The sequence below is a fragment of the Paraburkholderia sp. RL17-347-BIC-D genome (assembly GCF_046027915.1).
Classification (GTDB): domain Bacteria; phylum Pseudomonadota; class Gammaproteobacteria; order Burkholderiales; family Burkholderiaceae; genus Paraburkholderia.
In genome coordinates this window covers 65,697-88,813 of record NZ_JARESS010000031.1, presented here as the reverse complement: position 1 = coordinate 88,813, position 23,117 = coordinate 65,697, and the positions used below count along the sequence as shown (strand labels likewise).

At 60.9% G+C, this 23,117-nt stretch carries 22 protein-coding genes and 2 pseudogenes; 7 read left to right on the top strand and 17 right to left on the bottom strand.

The features are described 5' to 3' along the window. Positions 1-2 precede the first annotated feature (2 nt). The 9 genes from P0D96_RS32145 to leuB are packed head-to-tail and all read right to left on the bottom strand — an operon-like array spanning position 3 to position 8,870. On the bottom strand, positions 3-1,055 hold the full coding sequence (locus P0D96_RS32145; RefSeq protein WP_408317505.1) for an ABC transporter substrate-binding protein: 1,053 nt from the start codon (positions 1,053-1,055) through the stop codon (positions 3-5). Continuing rightward, a complete protein-coding gene (locus P0D96_RS32140) occupies positions 1,052-2,152 on the bottom strand; it encodes an amidohydrolase family protein (protein WP_408317503.1) in 1,101 nt (366 codons plus the stop codon). The genes P0D96_RS32145 and P0D96_RS32140 overlap by 4 nt, the downstream gene beginning before the upstream one ends. After that, positions 2,149-2,922: an aldolase/citrate lyase family protein gene (locus P0D96_RS32135; protein ID WP_408317501.1), complete on the bottom strand. Its 774-nt coding sequence runs from the start codon at positions 2,920-2,922 to the stop codon at positions 2,149-2,151. Before P0D96_RS32135 ends, P0D96_RS32140 begins: the two co-directional genes overlap by 4 nt. A gap of 20 nt (positions 2,923-2,942) precedes the next feature. Next, entirely contained in the window at positions 2,943-3,974 is a 1,032-nt protein-coding gene (locus tag P0D96_RS32130; RefSeq protein ID WP_408317499.1) for an ABC transporter substrate-binding protein, read from the bottom strand. A 50-nt stretch (positions 3,975-4,024) separates the two neighbouring features. Next, complete coding sequence (gene leuD / locus P0D96_RS32125) at positions 4,025-4,618, bottom strand: 3-isopropylmalate dehydratase small subunit (protein ID WP_408317497.1); 594 nt, start codon at positions 4,616-4,618, stop codon at positions 4,025-4,027. Positions 4,619-4,628: 10 nt separating this feature from the next. Continuing rightward, complete coding sequence (gene leuC, locus P0D96_RS32120) at positions 4,629-6,032, bottom strand: 3-isopropylmalate dehydratase large subunit (RefSeq protein WP_408317531.1); 1,404 nt, start codon at positions 6,030-6,032, stop codon at positions 4,629-4,631. Between the two features lie 21 nt (positions 6,033-6,053). Further along, a complete protein-coding gene (locus P0D96_RS32115; protein ID WP_132381225.1) occupies positions 6,054-6,869 on the bottom strand; it encodes an ABC transporter permease in 816 nt (271 codons plus the stop codon). 22 nt (positions 6,870-6,891) lie between these two features. Beyond that, on the bottom strand, positions 6,892-7,794 hold the full coding sequence (locus P0D96_RS32110; RefSeq protein ID WP_408317495.1) for an ABC transporter ATP-binding protein: 903 nt from the start codon (positions 7,792-7,794) through the stop codon (positions 6,892-6,894). 5 nt (positions 7,795-7,799) lie between these two features. Beyond that, positions 7,800-8,870: a 3-isopropylmalate dehydrogenase gene (leuB, locus tag P0D96_RS32105; RefSeq protein WP_132379932.1), complete on the bottom strand. Its 1,071-nt coding sequence runs from the start codon at positions 8,868-8,870 to the stop codon at positions 7,800-7,802. A 385-nt stretch (positions 8,871-9,255) separates the two neighbouring features. On the opposite strand from leuB, the gene P0D96_RS32100 reads away from it, so the two are divergent. The 5 genes and pseudogenes from P0D96_RS32100 to P0D96_RS32085 all read left to right on the top strand — a co-directional run bounded on the left by P0D96_RS32100 (position 9,256) and on the right by P0D96_RS32085 (position 12,903). Continuing rightward, positions 9,256-10,146 (top strand): LysR family transcriptional regulator, encoded by an 891-nt coding sequence (locus P0D96_RS32100; protein WP_408289203.1) that lies wholly within the window; start codon positions 9,256-9,258, stop codon positions 10,144-10,146. An 86-nt stretch (positions 10,147-10,232) separates the two neighbouring features. Further along, positions 10,233-10,394, top strand: a pseudogene (locus tag P0D96_RS48750) (IS6 family transposase); the annotation flags it as partial. Between the two features lie 407 nt (positions 10,395-10,801). Beyond that, complete coding sequence (locus P0D96_RS32095; protein WP_408317493.1) at positions 10,802-11,137, top strand: M91 family zinc metallopeptidase; 336 nt, start codon at positions 10,802-10,804, stop codon at positions 11,135-11,137. Between the two features lie 77 nt (positions 11,138-11,214). Next, positions 11,215-11,835, top strand: a complete 621-nt coding sequence (locus P0D96_RS32090) for a TetR/AcrR family transcriptional regulator (protein WP_408317491.1) — start codon at positions 11,215-11,217, stop codon at positions 11,833-11,835. Between the two features lie 129 nt (positions 11,836-11,964). Continuing rightward, on the top strand, positions 11,965-12,903 hold the full coding sequence (locus P0D96_RS32085) for an alpha/beta fold hydrolase (protein WP_408179613.1): 939 nt from the start codon (positions 11,965-11,967) through the stop codon (positions 12,901-12,903). 83 nt (positions 12,904-12,986) lie between these two features. On the opposite strand, the pseudogene P0D96_RS32080 reads toward P0D96_RS32085, so the two are convergent. The 4 genes and pseudogenes from P0D96_RS32080 to P0D96_RS32065 form a co-directional block, all read right to left on the bottom strand. Then, a pseudogene (locus tag P0D96_RS32080) lies at positions 12,987-13,280 on the bottom strand (IS6 family transposase); the annotation flags it as partial. Between the two features lie 45 nt (positions 13,281-13,325). After that, a complete protein-coding gene (locus P0D96_RS32075) occupies positions 13,326-14,039 on the bottom strand; it encodes a TetR/AcrR family transcriptional regulator (RefSeq protein ID WP_408179611.1) in 714 nt (237 codons plus the stop codon). A 392-nt stretch (positions 14,040-14,431) separates the two neighbouring features. Continuing rightward, positions 14,432-14,638: a hypothetical protein gene (locus tag P0D96_RS32070; protein WP_408289211.1), complete on the bottom strand. Its 207-nt coding sequence runs from the start codon at positions 14,636-14,638 to the stop codon at positions 14,432-14,434. A 217-nt stretch (positions 14,639-14,855) separates the two neighbouring features. Next, positions 14,856-15,272 carry a TetR/AcrR family transcriptional regulator gene (locus tag P0D96_RS32065; RefSeq protein WP_408317530.1) on the bottom strand — a complete coding sequence of 139 codons (417 nt, stop codon included), beginning with the start codon at positions 15,270-15,272 and terminating at the stop codon, positions 14,856-14,858. Positions 15,273-15,432: 160 nt separating this feature from the next. Between P0D96_RS32065 and P0D96_RS32060 the strand changes: the two genes are divergently transcribed. Both P0D96_RS32060 and hisD read left to right on the top strand, forming a co-directional pair. Next, positions 15,433-16,539: a LacI family DNA-binding transcriptional regulator gene (locus tag P0D96_RS32060; RefSeq protein ID WP_408179609.1), complete on the top strand. Its 1,107-nt coding sequence runs from the start codon at positions 15,433-15,435 to the stop codon at positions 16,537-16,539. 154 nt (positions 16,540-16,693) lie between these two features. Next, positions 16,694-18,001 carry a histidinol dehydrogenase gene (hisD, locus tag P0D96_RS32055; protein WP_408289218.1) on the top strand — a complete coding sequence of 436 codons (1,308 nt, stop codon included), beginning with the start codon at positions 16,694-16,696 and terminating at the stop codon, positions 17,999-18,001. A gap of 323 nt (positions 18,002-18,324) precedes the next feature. Here hisD and P0D96_RS32050 read toward each other — a convergent pair whose 3' ends face one another. The 4 genes from P0D96_RS32050 to P0D96_RS32035 form a co-directional block, all read right to left on the bottom strand. Then, on the bottom strand, positions 18,325-18,552 hold the full coding sequence (locus tag P0D96_RS32050; protein ID WP_408317489.1) for a hypothetical protein: 228 nt from the start codon (positions 18,550-18,552) through the stop codon (positions 18,325-18,327). A gap of 358 nt (positions 18,553-18,910) precedes the next feature. Beyond that, the gene (locus P0D96_RS32045; protein WP_408317487.1) at positions 18,911-20,704 is read right to left on the bottom strand and encodes a CocE/NonD family hydrolase; all 1,794 of its coding nucleotides are present in this window, start codon (positions 20,702-20,704) and stop codon (positions 18,911-18,913) included. A gap of 68 nt (positions 20,705-20,772) precedes the next feature. Then, positions 20,773-22,209, bottom strand: coding sequence for an MFS transporter (locus P0D96_RS32040; protein WP_408179604.1), 1,437 nt, complete (start codon positions 22,207-22,209; stop codon positions 20,773-20,775). Positions 22,210-22,296: 87 nt separating this feature from the next. After that, positions 22,297-23,115, bottom strand: coding sequence for an SDR family NAD(P)-dependent oxidoreductase (locus P0D96_RS32035; RefSeq protein WP_408289226.1), 819 nt, complete (start codon positions 23,113-23,115; stop codon positions 22,297-22,299). Positions 23,116-23,117: the final 2 nt, after the last annotated feature.

The window sequence follows — 23,117 nt, the reverse complement described above, 5'->3', positions numbered from 1 at the left end:
GATCAGTGACGCACGGCATCGACGAAACGGTTCGTGTAGGTGGACGGTATGTCGATCCGCCCTTTCGCATCGGCTAGTTCCTTGTCAAACTTCGACAGGATATTGAACACCGCTACCGGGCCGGCTGGATCGAAACGGCCGTCGGCGGAGAAGATCGGTTGCGAGTTTTTGTAGGCCGCGACGAAGGTCTGGCGATTGCCGAGTTGATAGGCGGTGGGCAGCGCGTCAGTCACTTCATCGGGTGTCGCCGTTTGCAGGAATTTCTCGGCGCGCACGATCGCGTTGACGACAGCCTGCACGGTATGCGGATTCTTTGCGATGAAATCCGCCGTGGTCAGGATCGCGGCTTCCGGATATTGCGCGCTGCCGAGCGCGGCCTGCACGCCACTGGCGGTGCGCATGTCGGCGACGACGTTGAGGTCGTGGCTGTCGGTCAGCATCGTAATGACCGGATCGACGCTGATCAGTCCATCGATCTGGCCTTGCCGAACCGCGGCCGCGGCGCCGGCCTCGGCACCCACGCCGATTACCGAAAAACTCTTCAGATCGACGCCGGCCTTCGACGCCAGATAATCGAGCACCAGATTATTGCTGGAGCCGGGCGAGGTCACGCCGAGCTTCATGCCGCTCAGGTCCTTCATCGACTTGAACTTCGCCGCGCTTTTGCTCGAGATGCCGAACACGTAGCCCGGATAGCGCGCCATCAGTGCAACCGCGACGACCTTCTGGTTTTTCGCGGCCATGGTCAAGGTGTTCGAATACGCGCTGGAGCCGAAATCGGCCGTGCCGCCGAGCATCGACTGCAGCACTTTCGGGCCGCCCGGAAACATGCTGCGCTCTACGTCGAGCCCCTCGTCCTTGAAGTAGCCTTTGCTGATCGCGATGTCGACCGGCAGATAACCCATCACCGCGCCCACCGTGGCGATGTCGATATGCGTCTTCTCCAGGGGCGGCGCGGCTTCGCCGGCGGCCGATGCCAATAGCGCGGTCAGCAGCAGCGTCATCCGTGCGGCCGACACTGCGGCCGCCGGAATGGCAAAGCGGCCCCGGCTCATGATGCGCTCTCCTGCCCGGCCAGATCGAGCTTATAGGTCGCGGCCGCCGTCTCGCTGAAGAGTGCGCGTTTTTCGTCCTCGGACGCGCTGCTGGCGATTCGCTTGAACGCATTCCACAGCACGTGGTAGCTGAACATCCCTTTGTCGACGGGGAAATTGCTCTCGAACATACAGCGTGTCACGCCGAACAGTTCGATACAGGTTTCCACGTAGGGCCGCAACGTATCGGCGAGCAGCGCGGAGGTGGGCGGCAGGTCATCCTGATCCAGGTGAAAGCCCAGCACCGGCATGCCGCCGCCACCAAGCTTCACGCGGGTATTCGGCAGCGCGGCGAGCCGCCGCATCGACTCACGCCACTCGCTCAGCATGGCATTGCGCGCCTCCGGGCTCGACGCGTGGCGCCCCACGCCCACCGGTCCGCCGAAATGATCGATGACCACGATCACATCGGGAATCGCGCGCGCCAGCGCGTAGCATTCGTCCAGTTGCGTGTGATAGATCCACATGTCCAGCGCGAGCCCGTAGTCGCCCAGCCGCGCGGCGCCCTGCTGAAACTTCGGATCGAGCATCATGTGGGCGGTCGTCCGCGCGGTGGTCGAGGTCACTGCGGGATCGTCGTGCCAGACCAGCGAATTGCGGATCCCCCGCAGCCGTCCGCCGGAAACCGCAAGCATCGCTTCGAGCACCGGCGCCACGTTATCGCCGAGCGCGAGGCTGGCCGCGCCCACGATTCCCGCACACAGTTGCGTGCTGCCGTAGGTGCCCGACGCTCCCATCGCCGCCACGCCGTTCGCGAACTCGACTTCGCCGAGCGTGGCGAAGGCCGGGTCGCCCTGCGCACGCAGCATCGAGCGGCTCTGGATAAAAACCGTCGCGGCGATCCGGTGGCCACTCGTCACATCGTCGAGCAGATCGTGCGCCAGGTAGCGCGCGCCTGGCCGGTCCCACAAATGATGATGCGGGTCCACGATCAACCGCTCCGGCTCGATGATCGTTTCGTTGCGCAGCGCGAGCCACGCAGGACGAACCGGCGCGTGCGGATCCGTGGGTAAGCGGGAAGAAGGTTTGCTGGCATTCATGACGGGGACCCCGCTCATTGCAATGGCTTCTTGAAGCGGTTTATCAGCGCGCGGGTTCCATCGGCCAGAATCGCCGCGTCGGCGCCGACCGCGACGAACATCGTGTCCAGATCGATGAACCGCTGCGTATCGTCGGCGTTGAAAGAGACGATGCCCGCCGGCTTGCCGGCCGCGGCGATTCTGCGCAACGCGTCTTCGACCGCGGCGCGTACTTCGGGGTGGGCGGGATTGCCGGGATGCCCCATCGACGCCGCCAGATCGGATGGTCCGACGAAAATGCCATCGACACCCTCCACTGCGGCAATCGCTTCGATCTGCCTGAGCGCGCCGGCTGTTTCGACCTGCACCAGCAGGCACATCTCGTCTTTGGCCTTCGCGATGTAGTCGCTGCGCGCGCCGAATCGGGAAGCGCGCGCCATGCGTGCGCCGACGCCGCGAATGCCATGCGGCGGATAGCGCGTCATTGAAACCAGTTCGCGCGCCTGCTCCGCCGTGTCGACCATCGGCACGAGCAACGAGCGTGCGCCCGCATCGAGCAACTGCTTGATGATCCACGCCTCGCCAACCGGCGGACGCACCACCGGCTCGACCGGAAACGCCGCGAGCGTCTGCAACTGCGCGAGGATCGTGCGTAGATCGTTCGGCGCGTGCTCGCCGTCGATCAGGAACCAGTCGAAGCCGGCGGTCGCGCAGATTTCAGCGGCCACGCTGTCGGCCATGCTGAGCCATAAGCCGATCTGCCGCTGGCGTGCCGCGATGGCGGTCTTGAATGCGTTCGGATGCTGCATGTCGAATGGTCTCCAATGAGTTACGGTTTCTTGACGGTGGCGGCTTCCACAAAACTATTCGTATAGGTCGACGGCAAATCGATCCGGCTACGCGCCCCCGCGATCAGCGGGTCCGATCCGGCCAGCACGTCGAGTACCGCCGCGGCGCCCTTCGGGTCGTAGCGGCCGTCCGTGGAATAGACGGAACGGGTATGCTCGATGGCCTTCAGATACATGGCGCGGTCGCCCACCTGATACGACTTGGGCAACGCATCGGCAATCTGCGCGGGGGTCGCGGTCTGCAGGAATTTCTCCGCACGCAGCATGGCGTTGACCACCGCCTGAACGGTATGCGGATTCTTCTTGATGAAATCGGTGGTGGATATCACCGAGCCTTCCGGATAGGTGCTGCTGCCGATCGAGGCCATCACGCCCTCGCCGGTGCGCAGATCGGCGACCACCTTCAGTTCATTGCTCTCGGTCAACATCGTGATGGTCGGATCGATACCCACGAGCGCGTCGAGCTGTCCTTGCTTCACCGCGGCCGCCGCGCTGGCTTGCGCGCCGACGCCGATCACCGCATACGATTTGCGGTCGACGCCGTTACGAGCCGCAATGGCATCGAGAATCATGTTCGTGCTCGAACCCGGCGAGGTCACGCCGATCTTCATGTTGGCGAGACTTTTCAGCGACGTATATTTCGCCTGCCCCTGCCTGGTGATGCCCAGCACGAACGCGGGATATTTGATCATCAGCACGAACGCCTGCAGGTGCTGGCCGTGCGCGGCCATGGTGAGCGTGTTCGAATAGGCGCTCACCACCATGTCAGCACTGCCGCCGAGAAGCGCCTGCAAAGTTTGCGGACCGCCCGCATACATGCTGCGTTCGACGTCGAGTCCTTCGTCCTTGAAATAGCCCTTGGCGAGCGCGATTTCGAAAGGATAGTAGGAAATCACGGAACTGGTGGTCGCGATGTCCAGATGGGTTTTCTCCAGACCGCCCTGGGCGTGGCTGAGCGTGGCAATGCCGAGCGTCAATAGCGCGCAGCACAGCGTACGGAAAGTGTTTTTCATGTCGGTGTCTCCTTGTATTTGATATCGGCCTGTCTACCGCTTTGCATATGTCAGGGCGGTGCGCTTGTGCGTGCCTCGAACGCGGCGATCCGGTCGGCGAACTGCAAGGTGTAGTCCACGCCATCGATCCCCAGCAGCAGGCATTTGCGATTGAACGGATCGACTTCGAGCCGGTAGTCGGCATCCCGCGTGCCGACGATCTGACGCTCCAGATCGATCGACAGCGTCGTACCCGGCGCGTCTTCCAGCATCGCGAGCAGGCCGGCGACCACCTCCGGCGGCAGCACCACGCACAGAACACCGTTTCTGACGCAGTTGTTGAAGAAGATATCGCCAAAGCTCGCGGCAATCACCGCGCGAATACCGTAGTCCGCAATCGCCCAGACCGCCATTTCGCGCGACGACCCGCAACCGAAGTTCGGTCCGGCAACCATGATTTGCGCGTCGCGATAAGCGGCCTGGTTCAGCGCAAAATCGGCCCGCTCGTTGTCGTGGTCGTCAAAACGCAAGTCGTGGAAAAGATACTGGCCGAAGCCCTCCGCGCGTTGCTTGCGTAAAAAGCGCGCGGGAATGATCTGATCCGTGTTCACGTTCGAACTGGCAATAGGCAGCGCGACGGCTTCGACGCGCAAGAACGGTTGCATGCACGGCTCCCTAAAGAAATTGACGCACGTCGGTCAGATGCCCGGCGATCGCAGCCGCCGCGGCCATGGCCGGGCTCATCAGATGCGTACGCGATTCCGGCCCCTGGCGGCCGACGAAATTGCGGTTCGAGGTGGAGGCGCAACGTGCCCCTGGCGGCACGGTGTCGCCATTGGTCGCGAGGCACATCGAGCAGCCCGGCTCGCGCCACTGGAATCCGGCCGCCACGAAGATGCGATCGAGGCCTTCGGCTTGCGCTGCGAGCTTTACCTGCGCCGAGCCCGGCACGACCAGCGCCGTGACGTGGGCGGCGATGGTTTTGCCCTTCACGATCGCCGCCGCCGAGCGCAGGTCCTCGATGCGCCCATTGGTGCACGAACCGATGAACGCATAGTCGATCTTCACGCCGTCGAGCGGCTCGCCGGCGCGGAGGCCCATGTAGTCGAGCGTGCGCTCGATCACCGCGCGACGTTCCGGCTCGCCGGCGCTTGCCGGGTCCGGCACCGCGCCGCTGATCGGTAACGCATCCTCGACGCTGTTGCCCCAGGTGACCATGGGCGCGATGCGGGTGGCGTCGAGCGAAACCTCGGTATCGAAGGCGGCGTCCGGGTCGCTGAAAAGCATGCGCCATTGCGCCAGCCGAGTGTTCCAGTCTTCCCCCGCTGGTGCGAACGGCCGGCCTTTTATGTAGGCGAAGGTGGTCTCGTCGGGTGCGATGATGCCCGCCCTCGCGCCTGCTTCGATCGAGAGATTGCACAACGTCAACCGCCCTTCCATCGACATCGCCGCAATCGTGCTGCCGGTGTACTCGATCACATGTCCCGTCGCGCCCGAGGCGCCGATCTTCGCGATCAGCGCGAGCGCCACGTCTTTCGCGCTGACGCCGCGTCCGAGTTCGCCGTCGATCGTCACACGCAGGGTGCGCGGCATGCGTTGCCATACGCTTTGCGTCGCCAGCACGAGCGCGACGTCCGACGCGCCGACACCGAACGCCAGCGCGCCGAGCGCACCGTGCGTCGAGGTATGGCTGTCGCCGCACACAATGGTCATGCCCGGCAGACTCAAACCTTGCTCGGGCCCGACGACATGCGTAATGCCATGCCGCGGATCGTCCATGCCGAATAGCGTGATGCCTTCGCGCTGCGCGTTGCGGGTCAGCGAGGCGACCATATCACGCCGTTCGGGGCCGTCGACGTCGTCGAGCGTGCGCCCCGTGGTCGGCGCGTAATGATCGGGCGTCGCGAACGTACGGTCGGGACGGCGCACGGTGAGGTTCTTCGCGGCGAGCACCTGAAACGGGTTGCGCGAGCCTTCGTGAATCAGATTCCTGTCGATATAAAGGAGACTCTGGCCGGTATCGTCGCGCACGACTTCATGGCTGCTCCAGATCTTTTCGAACAAGGTCTTGCCTTGCATGATGGACACAATCCGTCTCCGTTAGTTGTCGGCGCGCGCTTTGGCCGATGCGCCCGAGGCCGGTTGCCAGATCAGCAGGCGCCGCTCGATACGCGTCACCAGTGTGTCGATCAGCAACGCGAAGACGGTCAGCACCACGATGCCGGCGATCACCGCATTGATGTTGAAGGACCCTTCGGCCTCCAGAATCAGATAGCCGATGCCGCGCGCCGAACCGAGGTATTCCCCCACCACCGCGCCGACGAACGCCATGCCGACCGCATTGTGCAGGCTCGAAAAAACCCAGCTGGCCGCCGACGGCAGATACAGATAGCGCAGCATCTGGCTGCGGCTCGCGCCCAACATCCGCACATTCGAATGCACCACCGGACTGACTTCGCGTACGCCCTGAAAGACGTTGAAGAACACGATAAAGAACACCAGCGTCGTACCCAGCGCGACCTTCGACCAGATGCCGAGGCCGAACCACAGCGCGAAAATCGGTGCGAAGATCACCCGTGGCATCGCGTTGGCGGCCTTGATGAACGGATCCAGCAGACGCGCCAGAAAATCATTCAACGACAGCAGTAAACCCACTACCACCGCCGCGCCGGTCCCGACCAGAAACGACAGCACGGTCTCCACCAGCGTCACCCATAGATGCGGCAGAATTTCGCCGCTCTGGAACCATCGCCAGACCTGTACGAACACCGGCCCCGGATCGCCGAAGAAGAACACCGGCATCACGCCGAGGCTCACCAGCAGTTGCCACAGGCCGAGCGTTGCAGCGAGCAGCAACAGACGCCACAGCAGCATCAGATCGCGCGGCGCACGCGTGTTTGTCGGGCGCTTCGTCATGCGCATGGCGCCTTCGATCGGTTCAGCGTTTGCTCTGTTCATAGCCTTTCAGCACCTCATCACGAAGAACGTCCCAGATCTGGGTATGCAGCGCCACGAAACGCTCGGAATTACGGATTTCGGACACCTCGCGCGGGCGCGGCAAATCGATCGGAAACTCTGCGATCGGCCGCGTGCCCGGTCCCGCCGACAAGACGACGACGCGGTCCGACAGCGCGATGGCTTCATCCAGATCATGGGTAATGAACAGCACCGACTTGCGGTCCGCCTGCCATAGCGCGAGCAGTTCGGATTCCATCAACTGGCGCGTCTGGATGTCGAGCGCGCTGAACGGTTCGTCCATCAGGATGAGCGGCGGATCGAGAATCAGCGCCTGGGCGAGTGCGACGCGTTTGCGCATGCCACCCGACATCTGATACGGAAACTTGTGGCCGTGCCCCGCGAGGCCGACGCGCGCCAGCCACAGTTCGGCGCGCTGTCCGGCTTCGGCGCGGCTGACGTTGGCGAACTGCAGGCCCGCGGAGATGTTGTCGATCGCGCGCCGCCACGGCATCAGCGCTTCGCCTTGAAACAGATAGGTCGCGTGACGGTTGATGTCCGTCACCTCGCGGCCGAAACTGAGCACCCTTCCCGACGATGGAAACAGCAGACCCGCCGCCATGTTGAGCAAGGTCGACTTGCCGCAGCCGGTCGGACCGACCACAGACACGAACTCGCCGGGCGCGACGCTCAAGCTCGCGTTGTCGACTGCCGTATAGCATTGCTTGCCGGACGCATGCGAAAACGTGCACGTGACGTTTTCGAACGCGAGCGCGGCACCGGCCTGCGCGGCCGCCGGTGTCGGCAACGCATCTGCGCGTCGCGTGCCGGATGCGCCTGATTGGACACCCGGCAGCGCGGATTGGATCAACGCGGAACGAATCATGGCCGTCAACCCGCGAGTGCCGCGACCACCGCATCGCCCATGGCGCGCGTGCCGACCTGGGTGCAACCCGTTTCCATGATGTCGCCGGTACGCGTGCCCGCCGCGACGACCCGGCGCACCGCCTCCTCGACGAGCACCGCTTCCGTCTCGCGTTTGAGCGTGTAACGCAGCAGCATTGCCGCGGAAAGAATCGTGGCGAGCGGGTTGGCGATGTCGCGCCCGGCAATGTCGGGCGCCGAGCCGTGGATGGGCTCGTACAGCCCCTTGCCGCCGGGCGCCAGCGAAGCCGACGGCATCATGCCGAGCGAGCCCGCGAGCATCGCCGCTTCGTCGGAGAGAATGTCGCCGAACATGTTGCCCGTGACAATCACGTCGAAGCGCGTCGGTGTGCGCAATAGCGCCATCGCGGCAGCGTCGATATAAAGATGCGTGAGTTCCACATCCGGATATTCGCGGCCCACTTCCGTCATGACGTCGCGCCATAGCTGCATGGTCTCGAGCACATTGGCTTTGTCGACCGAACATACCCGCCTGTTGCGCTGCTGCGCTGCTTTGAATGCGACGTGGGCAATCGCCCGCACTTCAGATTCGCGGTAACGCATGGTATTGATCGATTCGCGCTCGCCATTCGCGCTTTCCACCGGACCGCGCGGTTCGCCGAAGTAGATATCGCTCGACAGTTCGCGCACGATAAGCATGTCGAGTCCGTCGATCACTTCGGGCTTGAGCGTCGACACGGACGCGAGTTCCCGGATCGGCCGGACCGGCCGTAAATTCGCGTTCAGACCGAGTGTCCTGCGCAGTTGCAGCAACCCTGAGCGAACCTTATTCTTGCGCAGCCACTGTTCATACTCGGGGCCGCCTACCGAACCGAACAGGATGGCGTCGCAGCGTTGCGCCATCGCCAGCGTTTCGTCGGGCAGCGGCTTGCCGGTCGCCTCCACACCGCTCATGCCGATGGCCCCATACTCGAGTTCGAGTTCGAAGCGCCCGTTCGAGACCGCTTTCAGAACCTTGACGGCCTCGGGAACGATCTCCCGGCCCACTCCATCGCCCGGCAATACGGCAACCTTCATTGCGTGTCTCCATGATTAGTTGGGTACAGCGGCGCAATGCATCGAGCACGCCGCTGTTCTGGCCTCGATATTAGGAACAGCGGCACGGGCTCGCTATTTCTGTTTGACGAAGGGGGCTTGTCGATCGGCGACGCTCACAGCCGGCGTCAGCGATCCGGCGGGTGCCGCGAGGACCGGCGAAAGGACGCCAACGCCTTACGTCATCGGAGCGCGGCGTAAAATGACACAGGCTGTACGCGCGAGCCGCGCAGAGGATGCGCGGCGACCATGGCGCTCCTTCAACGCGATATTCCTGGGGAAAGCACTAACGCCGGCTGTGCTTTGATGTGTCGAAACAAACCGGACGCGATCACCTCGGCGGTCAACGTTCGGGCAGGGAACCTGTATGAGAATCGATCTTTACACGCTGCAACTGTTTGTCGCCGTCATGGAGACCAAGAGTCTCACGCAGGCCGCCGCGCGCGAGCACATAGCGGTGTCGGCCATCAGCAAGCGCATGTCGGACCTGGAAGCGATGCTCAATCAGCGTTTGTTCGAGCGTCGTCCCACCCGGCTCGAACCCACGCGGGCCGCCCATGTCCTGCTCCGTCACGCCAACACGATTCGCCGCAACATCCAGCAGCTTGAAGTGGAGATGACGGATCTGTCGGAAGAAGTACGCGGTACCGTCCGGATTGCCGCGAGCATCGCGGTGGTCACACAATATCTGCCGCAGCAATTGCGTACATTCTCCGGATTGCATCCCGGCGTCAGTGTCGAACTCACTGACAGTCTGAGTCCGCACGCGATCAAGCTCGTTGCCGACGGGCAGGCGGACATCGGCATATTCGGCGATCCGTTCGCGGCAAACGGCTTGAGCACGCTGCCTTATAACGAAGAGAGGCTAGTTGCGGTGCTGCCCGTGGGACATGAACTGCTAGCGCGGCCGAGCCTGAGCTTCGCCGAGATGCTGCCGTTCGAGTTTGTTTGCCTGCGCAGCGAAAGCTCGTTGAGCACACTGCTTTTCGCAGCGGCGGCCCGGCTTGATCGGCAGATCAGCCGGCGCGTCCAGGTAAGCGGCAACGAAGCGGTCTGCTGCATGGTGGAGATGGGCATGGGCATTTCGGTGTTGCCTGCGCCGTGGCTCGAGCGCCACCCGAGTTTCGCCGGTATCGAAACCCGGACGCTCGATGAGCCTTGGGCGCAACGTCACCTTCACCTATGTTTCAATGGCGACCGGCATACGTTGAATGTTCCGACGCAACTGCTGGTCGAACATCTTCGTAAGGCAGACTAACCAGCGCTTGCTGCAGCACATCTTGCTCGAAGCACGCGAATCATGTGCAGGCCAGTGCCAGATTGATGGACCGGCGTCGTGAAGCGGTGAGCAAGACGAGATCGCTTTGTCACGGCCACCGCTTTGCTGCCGTCGTTATCAGCTTTCCGCTTCGCTGATATTTCCGGTTGAGCCTGAGCCTGCGCGACGTTGAGGCGTTATTGCTCAAGCGTGGTGTCGTGGTCACGTACGACACGGTCCGCCGCTGGGCGAGCTTGTCGCCCAGACGGCCAGCAAACTCTCCAACTGCGCCCTTCGCCAAACCGGGCATGATCATCAAGGGAATAAATCTGCGGCACTGGCTGTTTTACCAAGACTCTCATAGTCTAACGAGCTAACTACATGCCATCCATTAGGATCCCGCGGTTTCTTCACAATCCGTCGCAAGCGAACGCGCAGCCAGGTTTCCAGTGGACGTCGACCCAATACCATGGCTCTGCCGTACAAAGTCGCGATCATCCCGTCCGGCGACGGTCAGCGCGTCTCCATAGCTCCTGGTTCATTCGGAGCGCGGGTGTACGCTGGCACGAACGGCGCAAGTGCGTCGAACCTCGTGCGCGCGCAGGGCGCCCAACAGGTTGGAAGGACAAGCGCACCCGTTCCATTGACAGGCAACGTGTCCAACTTCAATGCGGCCGCGTGGGCAACCGCCCAGATGCGGTTTCTCGATGGCGATATCGGTTCGCCATCCATGATTCGTTGGAATCCGGGCAAGTACGACTCGCCGGACGGACATCGCCCTCCCTTCATTGGACTAGCCCATGAACTGATTCACGCACTGCGCAGCCTGAAGGGCGCGACCGCCGTCTATGCTGAAGCCGACGAGCGCGCGGTGACCGGCCTTCACCCGTATCCGGCAGGCCCGATCACGGAGAACGCGATCCGCGCCGACCACGGCATCGCGCCACGAACCCGGTATTCAGGCCTCCAACCGGGCGCACTGACCACGTGAACACGGTTAAAGTCGAACTGCCTGTGCCAGGTTTTCATGGCTTGATTAGGAAGCGATCTCTTCCTATTATACAACCCATGGACAAATCAGTCACACCTTCTCCGGGACCTCGCAGCCCCGGACGCCCACGGGAGTTCGATCTCGATCACGCGCTGGACAAGGCCATCGGCACGTTCAGCGAGAACGGCTATTACGCCACCTCGCTCGGCAAGCTCACGGCTGCGATGGAGATCGCCGAGGGCAGCCTCTACAAGGCCTTCCGGGACAAGCGCGGCGTCTTCCTGGCCGCATTCGAGCGCTACGTCATGCTGCGCAGCGAGCGGCTGGCGCAGGAGCTGGCAAACACACGAACCGCACGCGACAAGGTCAGGGCCATGCTCGCCGTCTATGCCGAAGCCAGCCACGGCAAGACCGGCCGGCGCGGCTGCCTCGTCGTGGGCAGCGCTGTCGATCTCGCAAGCACCGATCCCGAAATGGCGAAGCGCGTCGCCGCCGTGCTCGCGAGCCAGGAAAGGCGTCTCGTCGAGTTCATTCGAGAGGGACAAGAAGATGGCTCCGTTTCCTCGCTGGTCGATGCTGCCGTCACCGCCCGCCTGCTGCTGTGCGTGGTGCAGGGAATGCGCGTCCTGGGCAAGACCGGCCGCTCCCGTGAGGAGATGGCAAGTCTCGTCGATAGCGCGTTGAAGCTGCTCGACTGAGCATTTGCCTAATTTGGAAGAGGTCTCTTTCTATATGAAACCGGCCACGCCAACCGACCTCCGCGAAACCAGTCCCACCAGGCGGTTGGACGCGACCGCTGATCACCCAGACTCGACCAGGAGTACACCATGTCGCATGACGTCGTTCAAACCTCCGCCGCGGACACGTTGCCGCCCTTCGACCCTGCGACGTTCTGGACGCAGTTCCACCACGATACCGTCGTTATCAAGGGCGTGCGGCTGCATTTCGTCGAAGGCGGCCGCGGCGCGCCGATCCTGCTGCTGCCCGGCTGGCCGCAGAGCTGGTACGCATGGCGTTATGTGATGCCGCTGCTTGCCAAGGCCGGCCGACGCGTGATCGCGCTCGACCCGCGCGGCATGGGAGACTCCGATCGGCCCGCCTCTGGCTACGAGATGCGTACCGTGGCCGCCGAGCTTCATGGTTTCGTCGAGGCGCTGAAACTGACCGCCGACGGGCCTGTCGACATCGTCGGTCACGATCTTGGCACCTGGATCGGCTATGCCTATGCGGCCGAATGGCCGGGCGACGTGAAGCGGCTCGCCGTGTTCGACGCGGCGCTGCCCGGCATCACCCCGCCGCCTCCGGCCGGCATTCCCTCGGCGGAGGCGAATGTCAAGACCTGGCACCTGGCCTTCAACCGGCTCGATGATCTGCCGGAGATCCTGCTGCAGGGACGCGAGCGGGAGTTACTGACTTGGCTGTTCAGGGCCAAATCCACTCGTCCCTGGACGATCACGCCGGCGGATCTCGGTGAATATGTGCGCGTCAACGCCGCCCCTGGCGCGACGCGGGCGGCGCTTTCCTACCAACGACACAATCTCGGGCCCGAAGGAATCGCGCACACTCGGGCCCGCGCCGAGCGCATGCTCGCCATGCCGGTACTCGCTGTCGGCGCGGAGAGCGGAGTCGGAGCAATGCTGCTGGACACGATGCGCTTAGTCGCGGTGGATGTGCGGGGTGCTGTGTTTGCTGGCTGTGGGCACTATATGCCCGAAGAAGCCCCTCGCGCAGTCGCCGAGCAAATCATCAGGTTCATGGGTAAATGAATGCGGCCGCAAGCCCACTCGCGACGGCGCTGTCAAGTTGACGAGCGTAGGCTACATGTCTGAATCAAGAGTAGTTATCCTTATCAGATAACTAGGTTGGCTGCGGTTGGGACAGGCCTGTCTTGCCATGTGGCGATGCGTTCTTTTAGTATGGCGCGATGACAATCCGCGTTCATCTGATGTCTGGGCAGCGCGAAGTGCTGCCGGATCGGGCCGAAGCATGCGAGAAACGCCTGCGTGGGACGCGCGTCGCGAAAGTCGCACATCTGGCGCTCGCGCCTGCGGGTTGGTTGGTGGCTATTCTCGGCGCGGTTTTTCACGCGAGCAGCCGCTTTGATAAAGACGTGCTTTACCTGAGCGAGTTCAGGAATATCAGCCTCCAGCGAGGCTGCGCTGTAGCAACTATCTCGAAGCGGAAAATCTCAGGAGCGGTGAGCCTCGGCCGTGAACCGACCGATCGCGTGCGGAGCCGCGTTGATGAAGGCGTCAATTGTTACATCGAGAACGGTTTGGCTTAGCTCGTGGTCCGTTGACGTGCCAAAGGCGCAACGCCGAATTCCATGATAGAAAATCCCACCGTGAAAGGACCATACGTAGTCAAGTTCGTCTTCCGTAATGGGAATGTCGACCCCAGACGCCATCCTGTACTCCGCGCGTAATTCCTCGCACAGCGGCATCAGAATGCGCTGCTCAAGGATACGAAAGTACCTGCGATTTATTTCCACGCCCGAAAGACCCGCGAAGACATAAAGTCTCATCCAATCTCGATTGAAGACCACCTTCAGGTATGAGTTATAAAATCGGACAAGCCGTTCCCGAAGCGGAAGTGACCGGTCACGGATCAGCTTGGGCCATTGACTGTCCCAACGTTGGGTGAACACGGCGTTGAACACCGCATCAATCAGATCATCTTTCGATTGGAAGTAACGAAACATGAGTGGCTGAGTGACTCCAATCTGTTTCGCCAGGTCATGGGTCGAACCAGCAAAGCCATGCTCGGAAAAGAAATTGATGCTCTCCCGGATTATCTGCGCCCGCCTCTCGTCTGGCGATTGCCGGCGCCGCTTTTCTGGCACCGCAGCGACAACAGCGCTGGTGCGGGTCGATTTCGCTCTGCCGTTCACGTTACCTTGCATCCTCTCGAAAGTCCGTTGCCATTTTGGGCTGTCCCGTGACTTGGATCTTGGGCATTGGCCGCCTGCTACGTTGTCAACTGGCTACCGACGTCCGCGATAGGCGTGGGTGCGTCTTTCACGGCTACTGGCAGTAATCCGGATTGCGCTGCCAGTTCATGGCGAACAAGCCGCTGCATTGAAACCAAGTAGCTCACACGCGGTGCACCGTCGACGCCGCGCCCTTAGCTATTATATCGACAATGTGCACAGTAGGCCCGGTATTGGGCGATAGCAGACCTTCTTCACGGGCTCCCACTATGCGTCGACGTTCGTTATCACCGTGTGCCACACACCGCACGGTATATTGTTCAAAAAGGCCCACGGTCGTTACTCGCCGATGACCATTTCCAGTCTCAGTCGTCGACAAAATAGACTGCCTCCGCTTGGCCGCGTAGCCGGATCGCCTCGTCAAACCACCGACGCCATCCTGCAGAGATTCTTCGCCATACACCAAGCATTGCGACCCAGTTAAAGTTCATTTCCGCCTCCTGCTCTGTTTGCTCCTCGGAGGGTGACTTTTCCCAGACCCGCGCGATGCTCTGGAAAATCGTCACGTCCATTGCGTTTCAGGCGGCCGTGTTCGACGATCCACCTGCATTGCCGCCTGCATGTTGATGTCCCTTGTGGCCGCTGGTCGACGGTACTCCGCAGTCCTTTTCTTCAAGAAAGGAAGCCACCGCTTGAGACGCTGTCTCCCGCTGGGTGCATTCGTCGAAACGTGGAACGACCAGATGTGGTCAAGCTCGTCATTGGTAATCGGACGTGCGTCAGCTCCGATCATGCCGAATTCCGCCCGCACCTCCACGCAAAGCGGTCGCAAAACCGCTGTTCTATGATCCGGAAATAACGCCTGTTGATGCGAGTGTCCGAAAGACCAGCAAATACGTACAGGCGCATCCATTGCCTGTTGAAAACCACTGGCAGATAGACGTCGTAAAGGCCAACAAGCGCTCGCGCAACGGACGGGAACGGTCGCAGACCAGGCTCGACCATTTCACCGCACCATAGACCTGAAAAGACTTTGTCAAAGACCGCGTCGAACAGATCTTCCCAGGACTCGAAATACCGGAGCAGCAACGGCTGTGGCACGCCAATCTGCCTCGCCAACTCCCGGGCCGAGCCAGCGAATCCATGCTCGAGAAAAAACTGCGCAGCCTCGGGAAATCGGCGAGGAACAACACCGGCCGAAAACAGCGCTTATCATTGTTTATTACATGATAAGTTATATGTCAAAATGCATGAAGTCAAGCGTCCCCGGCTAGGGGTTTCCCCATCAGGATATGATCTGGGTTTACTGCATCCCGAGCCGCTGCACGCCGGCGATACACAGCAACGATTCAATGGAAAAGCACTGATGAATCTCGGTCCGGTCAATAGGGAAGTCGAACCCGAACGACGCCCCGCTACGGCCTATGAGGTCGCTGAACTCGCGGGCGTGTCCCAGTCCGCGGTATCTCGCGTCTTTACTCCTGGTGCCAGCGTGTCGGCGACCATGCGCGCAAAAGTCCTGGATGCAGCACAGCAGCTTGGCTATCGTCCCAACCTGGTTGCCCGCTCGCTAATTACCAGACGCTCGAGTCTCATTGGCGTCGCGGTACCTAGTACCGCCAACCCTTTCTACCAGGCAGCCCTTGACGCGCTTTCCGCCTCCTTTGCCAGAATCGGCTACCGGGTATTGCTATTCACCTCCGATCCTATGGCGGGCTCCGACCCGCTCCTTGACGAGGTACTGCGGTACCGGGTGGATGCGCTCGTTCTCATATCGACAAGCCTTTCATCCCATTTCGCGGACGAGTGCCTGCAACTGGGTCTTCCGGTGGTCATGCTAAACCGCAAGACCGACAGCGATTCGGTTTCCAGTGTTACCGGCGATAACCGGCGAGGGGCAAAGGAGCTTGCCGCCTTCCTGCTCGCCGGTAAACATCGGCGTTTCGCGTACGTCGCTGGACTTGAACATTCATCAACCAGCCGGGACCGGGAGGCCGGATTCCTGGAAGGTCTGGCCGAACGCAGGGTCCGTCGTATTGAACGCGTGGTCGGAAACTATTCCACTGCTGACACAGAGTCGGCCGTACGCACGCTGCTGTCGTCGGCAACACCTCCAGACGCCATCTTCTGCGCCAACGATTACATGGCACTTGTGGCTATCAATCTTGCCCGCACGGAATTCGGACTCCAGGTCGGTACCGACCTTTCCATCGTCGGGTTCGACGACATTGAGATGGCGCGATGGCCCATCTTCGGGCTGACCACCTATTCGCAGCCCGTTGATCTAATGGTCCGGCGAGTCGTCCAGGTTGTGGAGCGTCAGCTTTCCACAGCAGTGGCGCCCACTGTGCAGCACATCATCGACGGAGAATTGATCGTGCGTGGATCCGCGCGCATACCACAGACCGGCGTCGTGCGGTCCGCAGACCACTGGATCTGGCGCTCGCGGAAGCGCCCGGACACATCGCAATGAGCAGCGTCCGGTTTCACACCAAACTTACACTTATCAACTGATAACTTGAAATTTTTCCGAGACGGGCCTATCCTTATGGTGCGTTTGCATCCGTATGCAAACGTACGTTGCATTCGAATGCAATCCACAGATTAAACATGAAGGAGAACGCCAAATGGCCAAATGGCTCAAGCACGGCGCAGAAGCCGAAGTGATCAAGTCTGCAGCGAAAGAAGTACGCGATACCGTGGAAGCAACCCTCGCGGACATCGAGACGCGTGGGGATGAGGCAGTGCGCGAACTATCGATCCGGTTCGACAAGCTGGATCGCGAGGATTACCGGCTGTCGCAGCGTGAAATCGACGATTGCCTTTCCCAATTGACCAAACGCGACATCGCGGACATCGAATTCGCGCAGAAGCAGGTGGAAAACTTCGCACGACACCAACGGGAATCGATCCGCGACATCGAAGTGGAAACGCTTCCCGGCGTAATCCTCGGGCACAAGAACATTCCAATCAACGCCGCGGGATGTTATGTGCCGGGCGGCAAATACCCACTACTGGCTTCCGCGCACATGTCGGTAATCACCGCTCGTGTTGCCGGTGTACCACGCATCATTACCTGCGCGCCGCCCTTCCACGGCAAGCCAGCTCCCGCCATCGTCGCTGCACAACATATGGCAGGTGCGAACGAGATCTATTGCCTCGGAGGCATCCAGGCGATCGGTGCCATGGCAATCGGCACAGAGAAGATTGCACCTGTGGACATTCTGGTCGGACCGGGTAACGCCTTCGTCGCAGAAGCCAAGCGGCAGCTTTTCGGTCGCGTCGGCATCGACCTCTTCGCGGGTCCGACAGAGACGCTCGTGATCGCGGACGAATCGGTTGACGGTGAGATGTGCGCGACTGATCTGCTCGGACAGGCGGAACACGGTCCGGACTCACCCGCCGTATTACTGACAACCTCCGAAAAGCTCGCGCGTGAGACGCTGACGGAGATCGAGCGGCTGCTTAAGATCCTCCCGACCGCCGAAATTGCCCGCAAGTCGTGGGATAAATACGGCGAAGTCATTGTTGCGGACAGCGACGAGGAGATGGTCAAGATCGCCAACGACATCGCCTCCGAACATGTTCAGGTGTTGACCAGCGACCTTGATTATTTCCTGAAAAATATGACCAACTACGGTGCGCTCTTTCTCGGCCCGCGCACAAACGTTGCGTTCGGCGACAAGGCCATCGGCACGAACCATACGCTACCCACGAAGAAGGCGGCGCGCTATACCGGTGGGCTTTGGGTGGGCAAATTCCTGAAGACCTGCACGTATCAGAAAGTTATCACCGACGAAGCGTCTGCCCTGATCGGTGAATACTGTTCCCGCCTGTGCGCGCTGGAGGGGTTCGCCGGGCATGGCGAACAGGCTAATCTGCGGGTGCGCCGCTACGGACACAAGGAGGTGCCATACGGCGGCGCTGCGGTCTGAAAAACTTTCAGACCGCCCAGTTGCGGCAACGAGTGCGGAGCGACTCGCGGGTGGCTCCGTACACCGCGTGCCATAACGTACCTTCACTACCGATGAGCAGTTCGACGACAATGCAAAATGCGCCATCTAGCCGGCCGCCGTCCTTGCACCTGGAGCGTCGACAAGCGTCACCCTTCTCGGTCATCACCGCGTGAACGCTGCCGGTATGACACGCGGATTGCCTGCGGCGAAGCTGCGAACACCGCCCACGGCGCGGCTTCCCTCTCCCAACGTTCTGACGAAGCGGTGTATTGTGTCCGGCGCCGAACATCCGCGCGACCACTCTATGCCATTGCCAATAGAGGGCCGGCCATTGCCACCGAAAGGATACCCAGCAGCTGATCGTAGTGCATCTGTATCTCGGCATAGGTGACATCCGCCCGCCCGTCGTGCAGGGGAACATCAGCCACAATAACTGGCTCCGGCCAAGGGAAGATCGTTATGTCCGATGCCACCTCCCGGCAACGCTCCAAATGCCGGTTAAAGTTTTCGGCCGACTCAGCGTCTATCATGCGTCGACTCTCTCGGCGCCGCAAGCGTACAGCCTTCCTGGCCGTCTTGACCTCGACATATAACTGCGCGAGCGTGCATCGCATCTCTGCCTCCAGAGCTTCGCTCGTTAAAGTTTTGCTGATCGCTCGGAACGAGGCGTGCGCACTGCGTCGGCCTCAACCACGAGAAGCCTGGGACGAACAACACGGATCTGGTTGCCATCCGGTGAAGACTCCCGACACCGCATGAATCGCGATGCTGCAACGCTTTGCCAATCTCTTAGTATGCTCGGTAACACTGTGGGGTCGCGCGGTCCGTCACACCGGACCAAAGACCGGTAAGACAGACCGCGCGAGCGTGCCGAACAAGGCGGATCTGCTATTTCACCTTTGGCACTATCGGCAAGAGCACGTAGTTTTCACGTCCGCCGCCCAGGTGCAGTGTCGTTGTACCACCGAACACGTCGGCAGGCCGGTCACGAGGATCGTCGTGGAGAAACGGGCCACAGCCGGTGAACTCATTCTTCATGTTCGACAACTTGCCACCGCTCCCGCCTGGGTAGACGTAATCCTTGCCGCGCACGCTCAGGGCGATGCGCGCTCCCGGCGGCACAACGATTGACGTCGGCCAGAGCTCAATATCGAGTTCGTAGATCTGGCCAGGCGTGAGTGGTTGGATCTCATCGTGAGTGTGATACGGCCGGAAAGGCAGCGATTTATCCTGGTCGAGCTTCCGGTGGGACGCGCGCAGCCACCCCTGTGCGATCGGCGTGTGAGGGTCCAAGGCCCCGACGAATACCACCTCATTGAAGTCGGCAGAAAATACACGCAAGACCAGAAACAGATCCGCGTCCTTTGTCGTAGACGATACATGAAGTCGCGCTGCGATAGGCCCGGTCACCTCCACCTCCTGCTCGACCGGTGGCGTAACAAACGTAAGGCCGTCACCCAGCGCGTCGAACGGCAGTCTCGCAACTTGTTGCTGCTGCACGGTATCCAGCACGTGACCGTCAGCGTGAAGGTGGTAACGAGTCCACTGCGTGTGCGGGATCGGCCAGTTCTCCTCGAAGCGCTCGACGAATCTCTCCCCCGGGTGGCGAACCTGTAAGCGTACCTTCGGTTCCTGATCCCAGCCGTTGCTCTCACCCTTCAGGAAGTAATCGAAAAAACGCTTCTGGATGGCGATGCCGTAATCGGTGTAGTAGTGCGTCCAGTGCTCGATACCGTGAACCTCGAGCCACTTCTGCTTCGAGGCGGCGAGCATGTAACCCTCAAAATTGCCACGCGGGTGGAGCCCCTGGCCGCCCCAATTGGCAGCCGACAGCACAGGCACTTCGATATCGTTCCAGTCGGGCGTGCGGCACGTGTGAAATTCGTCGATCAATGGATGCTTGATGATTTCGTCCCACATGTCGAATCTGTTGCTACCGAGTTCCTCCTCGGTCAGCGTCGCGGGGCCCGACACCCATTCGCCATTCAACCGGCTACGATAACCGCGCTTGCCGAGGCCGTGTTGTACGGTCTTCACCTGCATGTCGTACCAGTTCTGAGCGAACGTGCAGTAGATTCCACCGTGGAAAAACATCTCCCGGTAGTAATCCTGAAAGCCTTCCCAGATACAGATCGCAGCGAGGTGCTTCGGCTTTTCCGCAGCAACCTGCCACTGATTGTTTGCATAGTACGAGATACCGCTTAATCCGACCTTTCCATTACACCAGGGTTGAACACCTGCCCAGTCGATGCAACGCGCGAAGTCCTTGATCTCCTGAGCCGACCAGGTCTCAAGGTAGCCCGGCGAGCGACCCGCGCCGCGGCTGTCGACGCGGATGCAGATGTAATCGTGCGGCACCCATTTCTCCGGGTCCGCTACCTCCCAGCTCTGATACGCGTTGGAGGAGCCAGCTGCCACGTCGGGATGTTCGTCCACCATGCGGTCCCACGCCGTCTTGTAGCCGTCTTCGAAATGCAACAGCTTTCCATAGGGTCCGTGAGACATCAGGACTGGAAATCGACCCTCTTTGGCAGGCCGGAAAATGTCCGCCCTCAGCACAACGCCATCACTCGTTCTGATCGGCACATCCCATTCGATAATCATACCCAGCCGGGTCTCGGTCCTCAGCGCCCGTGATTCGTCAGCCGGCGCATCGTCGGGCTCAAGTCTCGTTGAAGTCATTTCGTTTCTTCCTCTTTCAGGTTAATCCTGGGGTCGCGGGCGGGGCAGTCCCTCTATCTCGACCGTCTTCAATGGGCGATACGGTTGACCGCTTGTCCTGGTGTATCTGATAGCGGTTCAATGCCGGTTTCGCCTCGTTCAGAAGCGTCAGCGGGAGCCAGCACGGCAAACAGAATGCCGATCAGAAGGCCACAACCCGCAAGAAACAGAAACGCGGGAAGAACCGCATCTGTTGTTGCGCGCGGTGTGATGACGTTGCCCGTTCCCGCAATAACAGCGAGGCACAACGGACCGAGAATCTTGCCGATGCCGTTCGCGGCCTGGCCTACTCCGATGGCGCGGGCTGCAAGCCGCGTGGGGAATATTTCCGCCGAATAAGGGCCGATCACGCACCAGCCACCGTCGAAAAATAGAGCACCAACCGCAACCATGGCCACAAACAGCGGGAATCCCGCGACGGTTTGCTGGGCACCCAGCCCGGCGACACCAAGCGAGACCGCGATGCCAAAGCCGAAGATCGCGCAAACCCTCCTACGCGTGATCCACATAGGTAGCAAGGAAAGAAGCAGCCGGCCGGCAATTCCCGCGAGCGCTACGACGATGAAGTATCTTGCAGCTTCTGAAGGCGATATCTTTAGCAGCAACGCGACGATCGTTGGCCCCCAGAGATAGACTCCGTAGCCAGCCGTACTCAGTGCGGCCCACGTCACAATCACCAGTAGTGTGCGACCAGGAAACAGCAATAGCTCGCTGATCCGCCCATTGGGCGCAGGCGCATTTGTAACGCTCGTTGCTGTAGTCATCGTGGGTAGGTCATCGGCATCCATGCCGAGCAAGAGCGCGAATACGTTGCGTGCCTCGCCAAGCCGCCCTTTGCTGATTAGCCACTGTCCTGATTCGGGGACATACAGCGCAGCAAACAACGTCACGAGTAGCGGTGCAAAACCTAGGGCTGCAACGCCTCGCCAGCCGAATGCGTGCAGAAGGGTCGCGGCGGAAATCGAGGCAATCAGCGATCCGACAGAAGCGGCGATGAACGGAAAACCCGTCAACCGCGTGCGATAGCTCGCGGGTGTGTGCTCGACGAGCAGAACCGTCTGTGTCGTCGCCGCGCCTGCAAGCCCGCAGCCGACGAGAAAGCGCAACGCAGCGAACCCCAGCCACGCCCCTTCCGGTAAGAATGCAACTGCGCCTGCACCGAACCCGCAGATCGTTGTACTGATCAACAACACGCGCTTTCGGCCAAACGCATCCGCCAGAGAGCCGCTGAATAGCGAACCCACGATCGCGCCGGCCCCAGCGCTAAGGAGAATCAGCGACGATTCTCCGTAGGTCAGGTGCCATCCTGGACCGAGAACAGCGAGCAGGAAGCCGACGAGATAAAAGTCAAAGAAGTCGAGTGTAAAGCCGAGGCAAAACACGGAGAACGCGCCGAAGTAGCGCTTTGTGGGTCGCGAACTCGCGTATAGATTCAGCAAGTCCCGCCGCTGCGTGAAAGGTTGCATGAGCTGTCTCCATCTGTAATTTAGTCTGTGTAGCGATAACGTCACTGCTAGCGGTTACGGCATGCAGCGCGCCACCTGCTGCTTCCGTCACTGCGCAGTCCAGCCTCCGTCTATCCTCAGACTTGTTCCTGTCACCATCGCTGCAGCGGGCGACGCCAGGTAACAAACGGCCGCGGCGACATCCTCCGCCTGCAACAGCCGCCCCATCGGCAATCGCTCCATGACCCAGCTATGAAACCTGGCGTCCTCGAAAAAAGATTTCGTCATTGGAGTCTCGACGAATGTTGGCGCTACCGTGTTAACGCAGATACGGTACGCGGCGAGCTCCAACGCCATGGCCTTGGTAAGCCCCTCGATCGCATGCTTCGTCATGCAGTACACCGACCGACGGATCGCACCCACATGCCCCATCTGAGACGACATGTTGATAATCGATCCTCTGTCTGTGCTGCTCGCAATCATCTTGCGAGCACATGTCTGCGCTACCGTAAACATTGACCGCACGTTGAGCATCAGCATGGTATCGAGCTGCTCCAAAGTAACGTCAACGAATTCGGTCGGGAAATTCGTTCCCGCGTTGTTCACCAGGACGTCCAGCCGATCCATGCGGTCGACCACCGCAGCAAACGCATCGACATCTGTGACATCGCATACGAGTGCGGAGGCCTGACCGCCGGCGTCGTGGATTTTCCTGACTACCTCGTCAAGTTCGTTCGCACTGCGACTTAGTGCGTAGACCTTGGCGCCACGTTGTGCGAGAGCGCCCGCGATCTCTGCACCGAGCCCTCTTCCGGCTCCCGTCACGAGAGCCGCCAGGCCATCAAGGTCCGAAGACGATTTCTGCGACCGCATCATTGTTCCCGTGGAGGTATCTTCCGCATCTTGCTCTTCCGATGTACCGTTCAAGG

Excerpts from the sequence above, each read along its gene's own strand:
- leuD (WP_408317497.1), bottom strand. The coding sequence starts at position 4,618 with ATGCAACCGTTCTTGCGCGTCGAAGCCGTCGCGCTGCCTATTGCCAGT.
- P0D96_RS32050 (WP_408317489.1), bottom strand. The coding sequence starts at position 18,552 with ATGATAGACGCTGAGTCGGCCGAAAACTTTAACCGGCATTTGGAGCGT.
- P0D96_RS32085 (WP_408179613.1), top strand. The coding sequence starts at position 11,965 with ATGTCGCATGACGTCGTTCAAACCTCCGCCGCGGACACGTTGCCGCCC.
- P0D96_RS32110 (WP_408317495.1), bottom strand. The coding sequence starts at position 7,794 with ATGATTCGTTCCGCGTTGATCCAATCCGCGCTGCCGGGTGTCCAATCA.
- leuB (WP_132379932.1), bottom strand. The coding sequence starts at position 8,870 with ATGAAGGTTGCCGTATTGCCGGGCGATGGAGTGGGCCGGGAGATCGTT.
- leuC (WP_408317531.1), bottom strand. The coding sequence starts at position 6,032 with ATGCAAGGCAAGACCTTGTTCGAAAAGATCTGGAGCAGCCATGAAGTC.
- P0D96_RS32115 (WP_132381225.1), bottom strand. The coding sequence starts at position 6,869 with ATGACGAAGCGCCCGACAAACACGCGTGCGCCGCGCGATCTGATGCTG.
- P0D96_RS32090 (WP_408317491.1), top strand. The coding sequence starts at position 11,215 with ATGGACAAATCAGTCACACCTTCTCCGGGACCTCGCAGCCCCGGACGC.
- hisD (WP_408289218.1), top strand. The coding sequence starts at position 16,694 with ATGGCCAAATGGCTCAAGCACGGCGCAGAAGCCGAAGTGATCAAGTCT.
- P0D96_RS32045 (WP_408317487.1), bottom strand. The coding sequence starts at position 20,704 with ATGACTTCAACGAGACTTGAGCCCGACGATGCGCCGGCTGACGAATCA.
- P0D96_RS32135 (WP_408317501.1), bottom strand. The coding sequence starts at position 2,922 with ATGCAGCATCCGAACGCATTCAAGACCGCCATCGCGGCACGCCAGCGG.
- P0D96_RS32145 (WP_408317505.1), bottom strand. The coding sequence starts at position 1,055 with ATGAGCCGGGGCCGCTTTGCCATTCCGGCGGCCGCAGTGTCGGCCGCA.
- P0D96_RS32130 (WP_408317499.1), bottom strand. The coding sequence starts at position 3,974 with ATGAAAAACACTTTCCGTACGCTGTGCTGCGCGCTATTGACGCTCGGC.
- P0D96_RS32075 (WP_408179611.1), bottom strand. The coding sequence starts at position 14,039 with ATGCAAGGTAACGTGAACGGCAGAGCGAAATCGACCCGCACCAGCGCT.
- P0D96_RS32070 (WP_408289211.1), bottom strand. The coding sequence starts at position 14,638 with ATGGACGTGACGATTTTCCAGAGCATCGCGCGGGTCTGGGAAAAGTCA.
- P0D96_RS32060 (WP_408179609.1), top strand. The coding sequence starts at position 15,433 with ATGAATCTCGGTCCGGTCAATAGGGAAGTCGAACCCGAACGACGCCCC.
- P0D96_RS32100 (WP_408289203.1), top strand. The coding sequence starts at position 9,256 with ATGAGAATCGATCTTTACACGCTGCAACTGTTTGTCGCCGTCATGGAG.
- P0D96_RS32140 (WP_408317503.1), bottom strand. The coding sequence starts at position 2,152 with ATGAGCGGGGTCCCCGTCATGAATGCCAGCAAACCTTCTTCCCGCTTA.
- P0D96_RS32040 (WP_408179604.1), bottom strand. The coding sequence starts at position 22,209 with ATGCAACCTTTCACGCAGCGGCGGGACTTGCTGAATCTATACGCGAGT.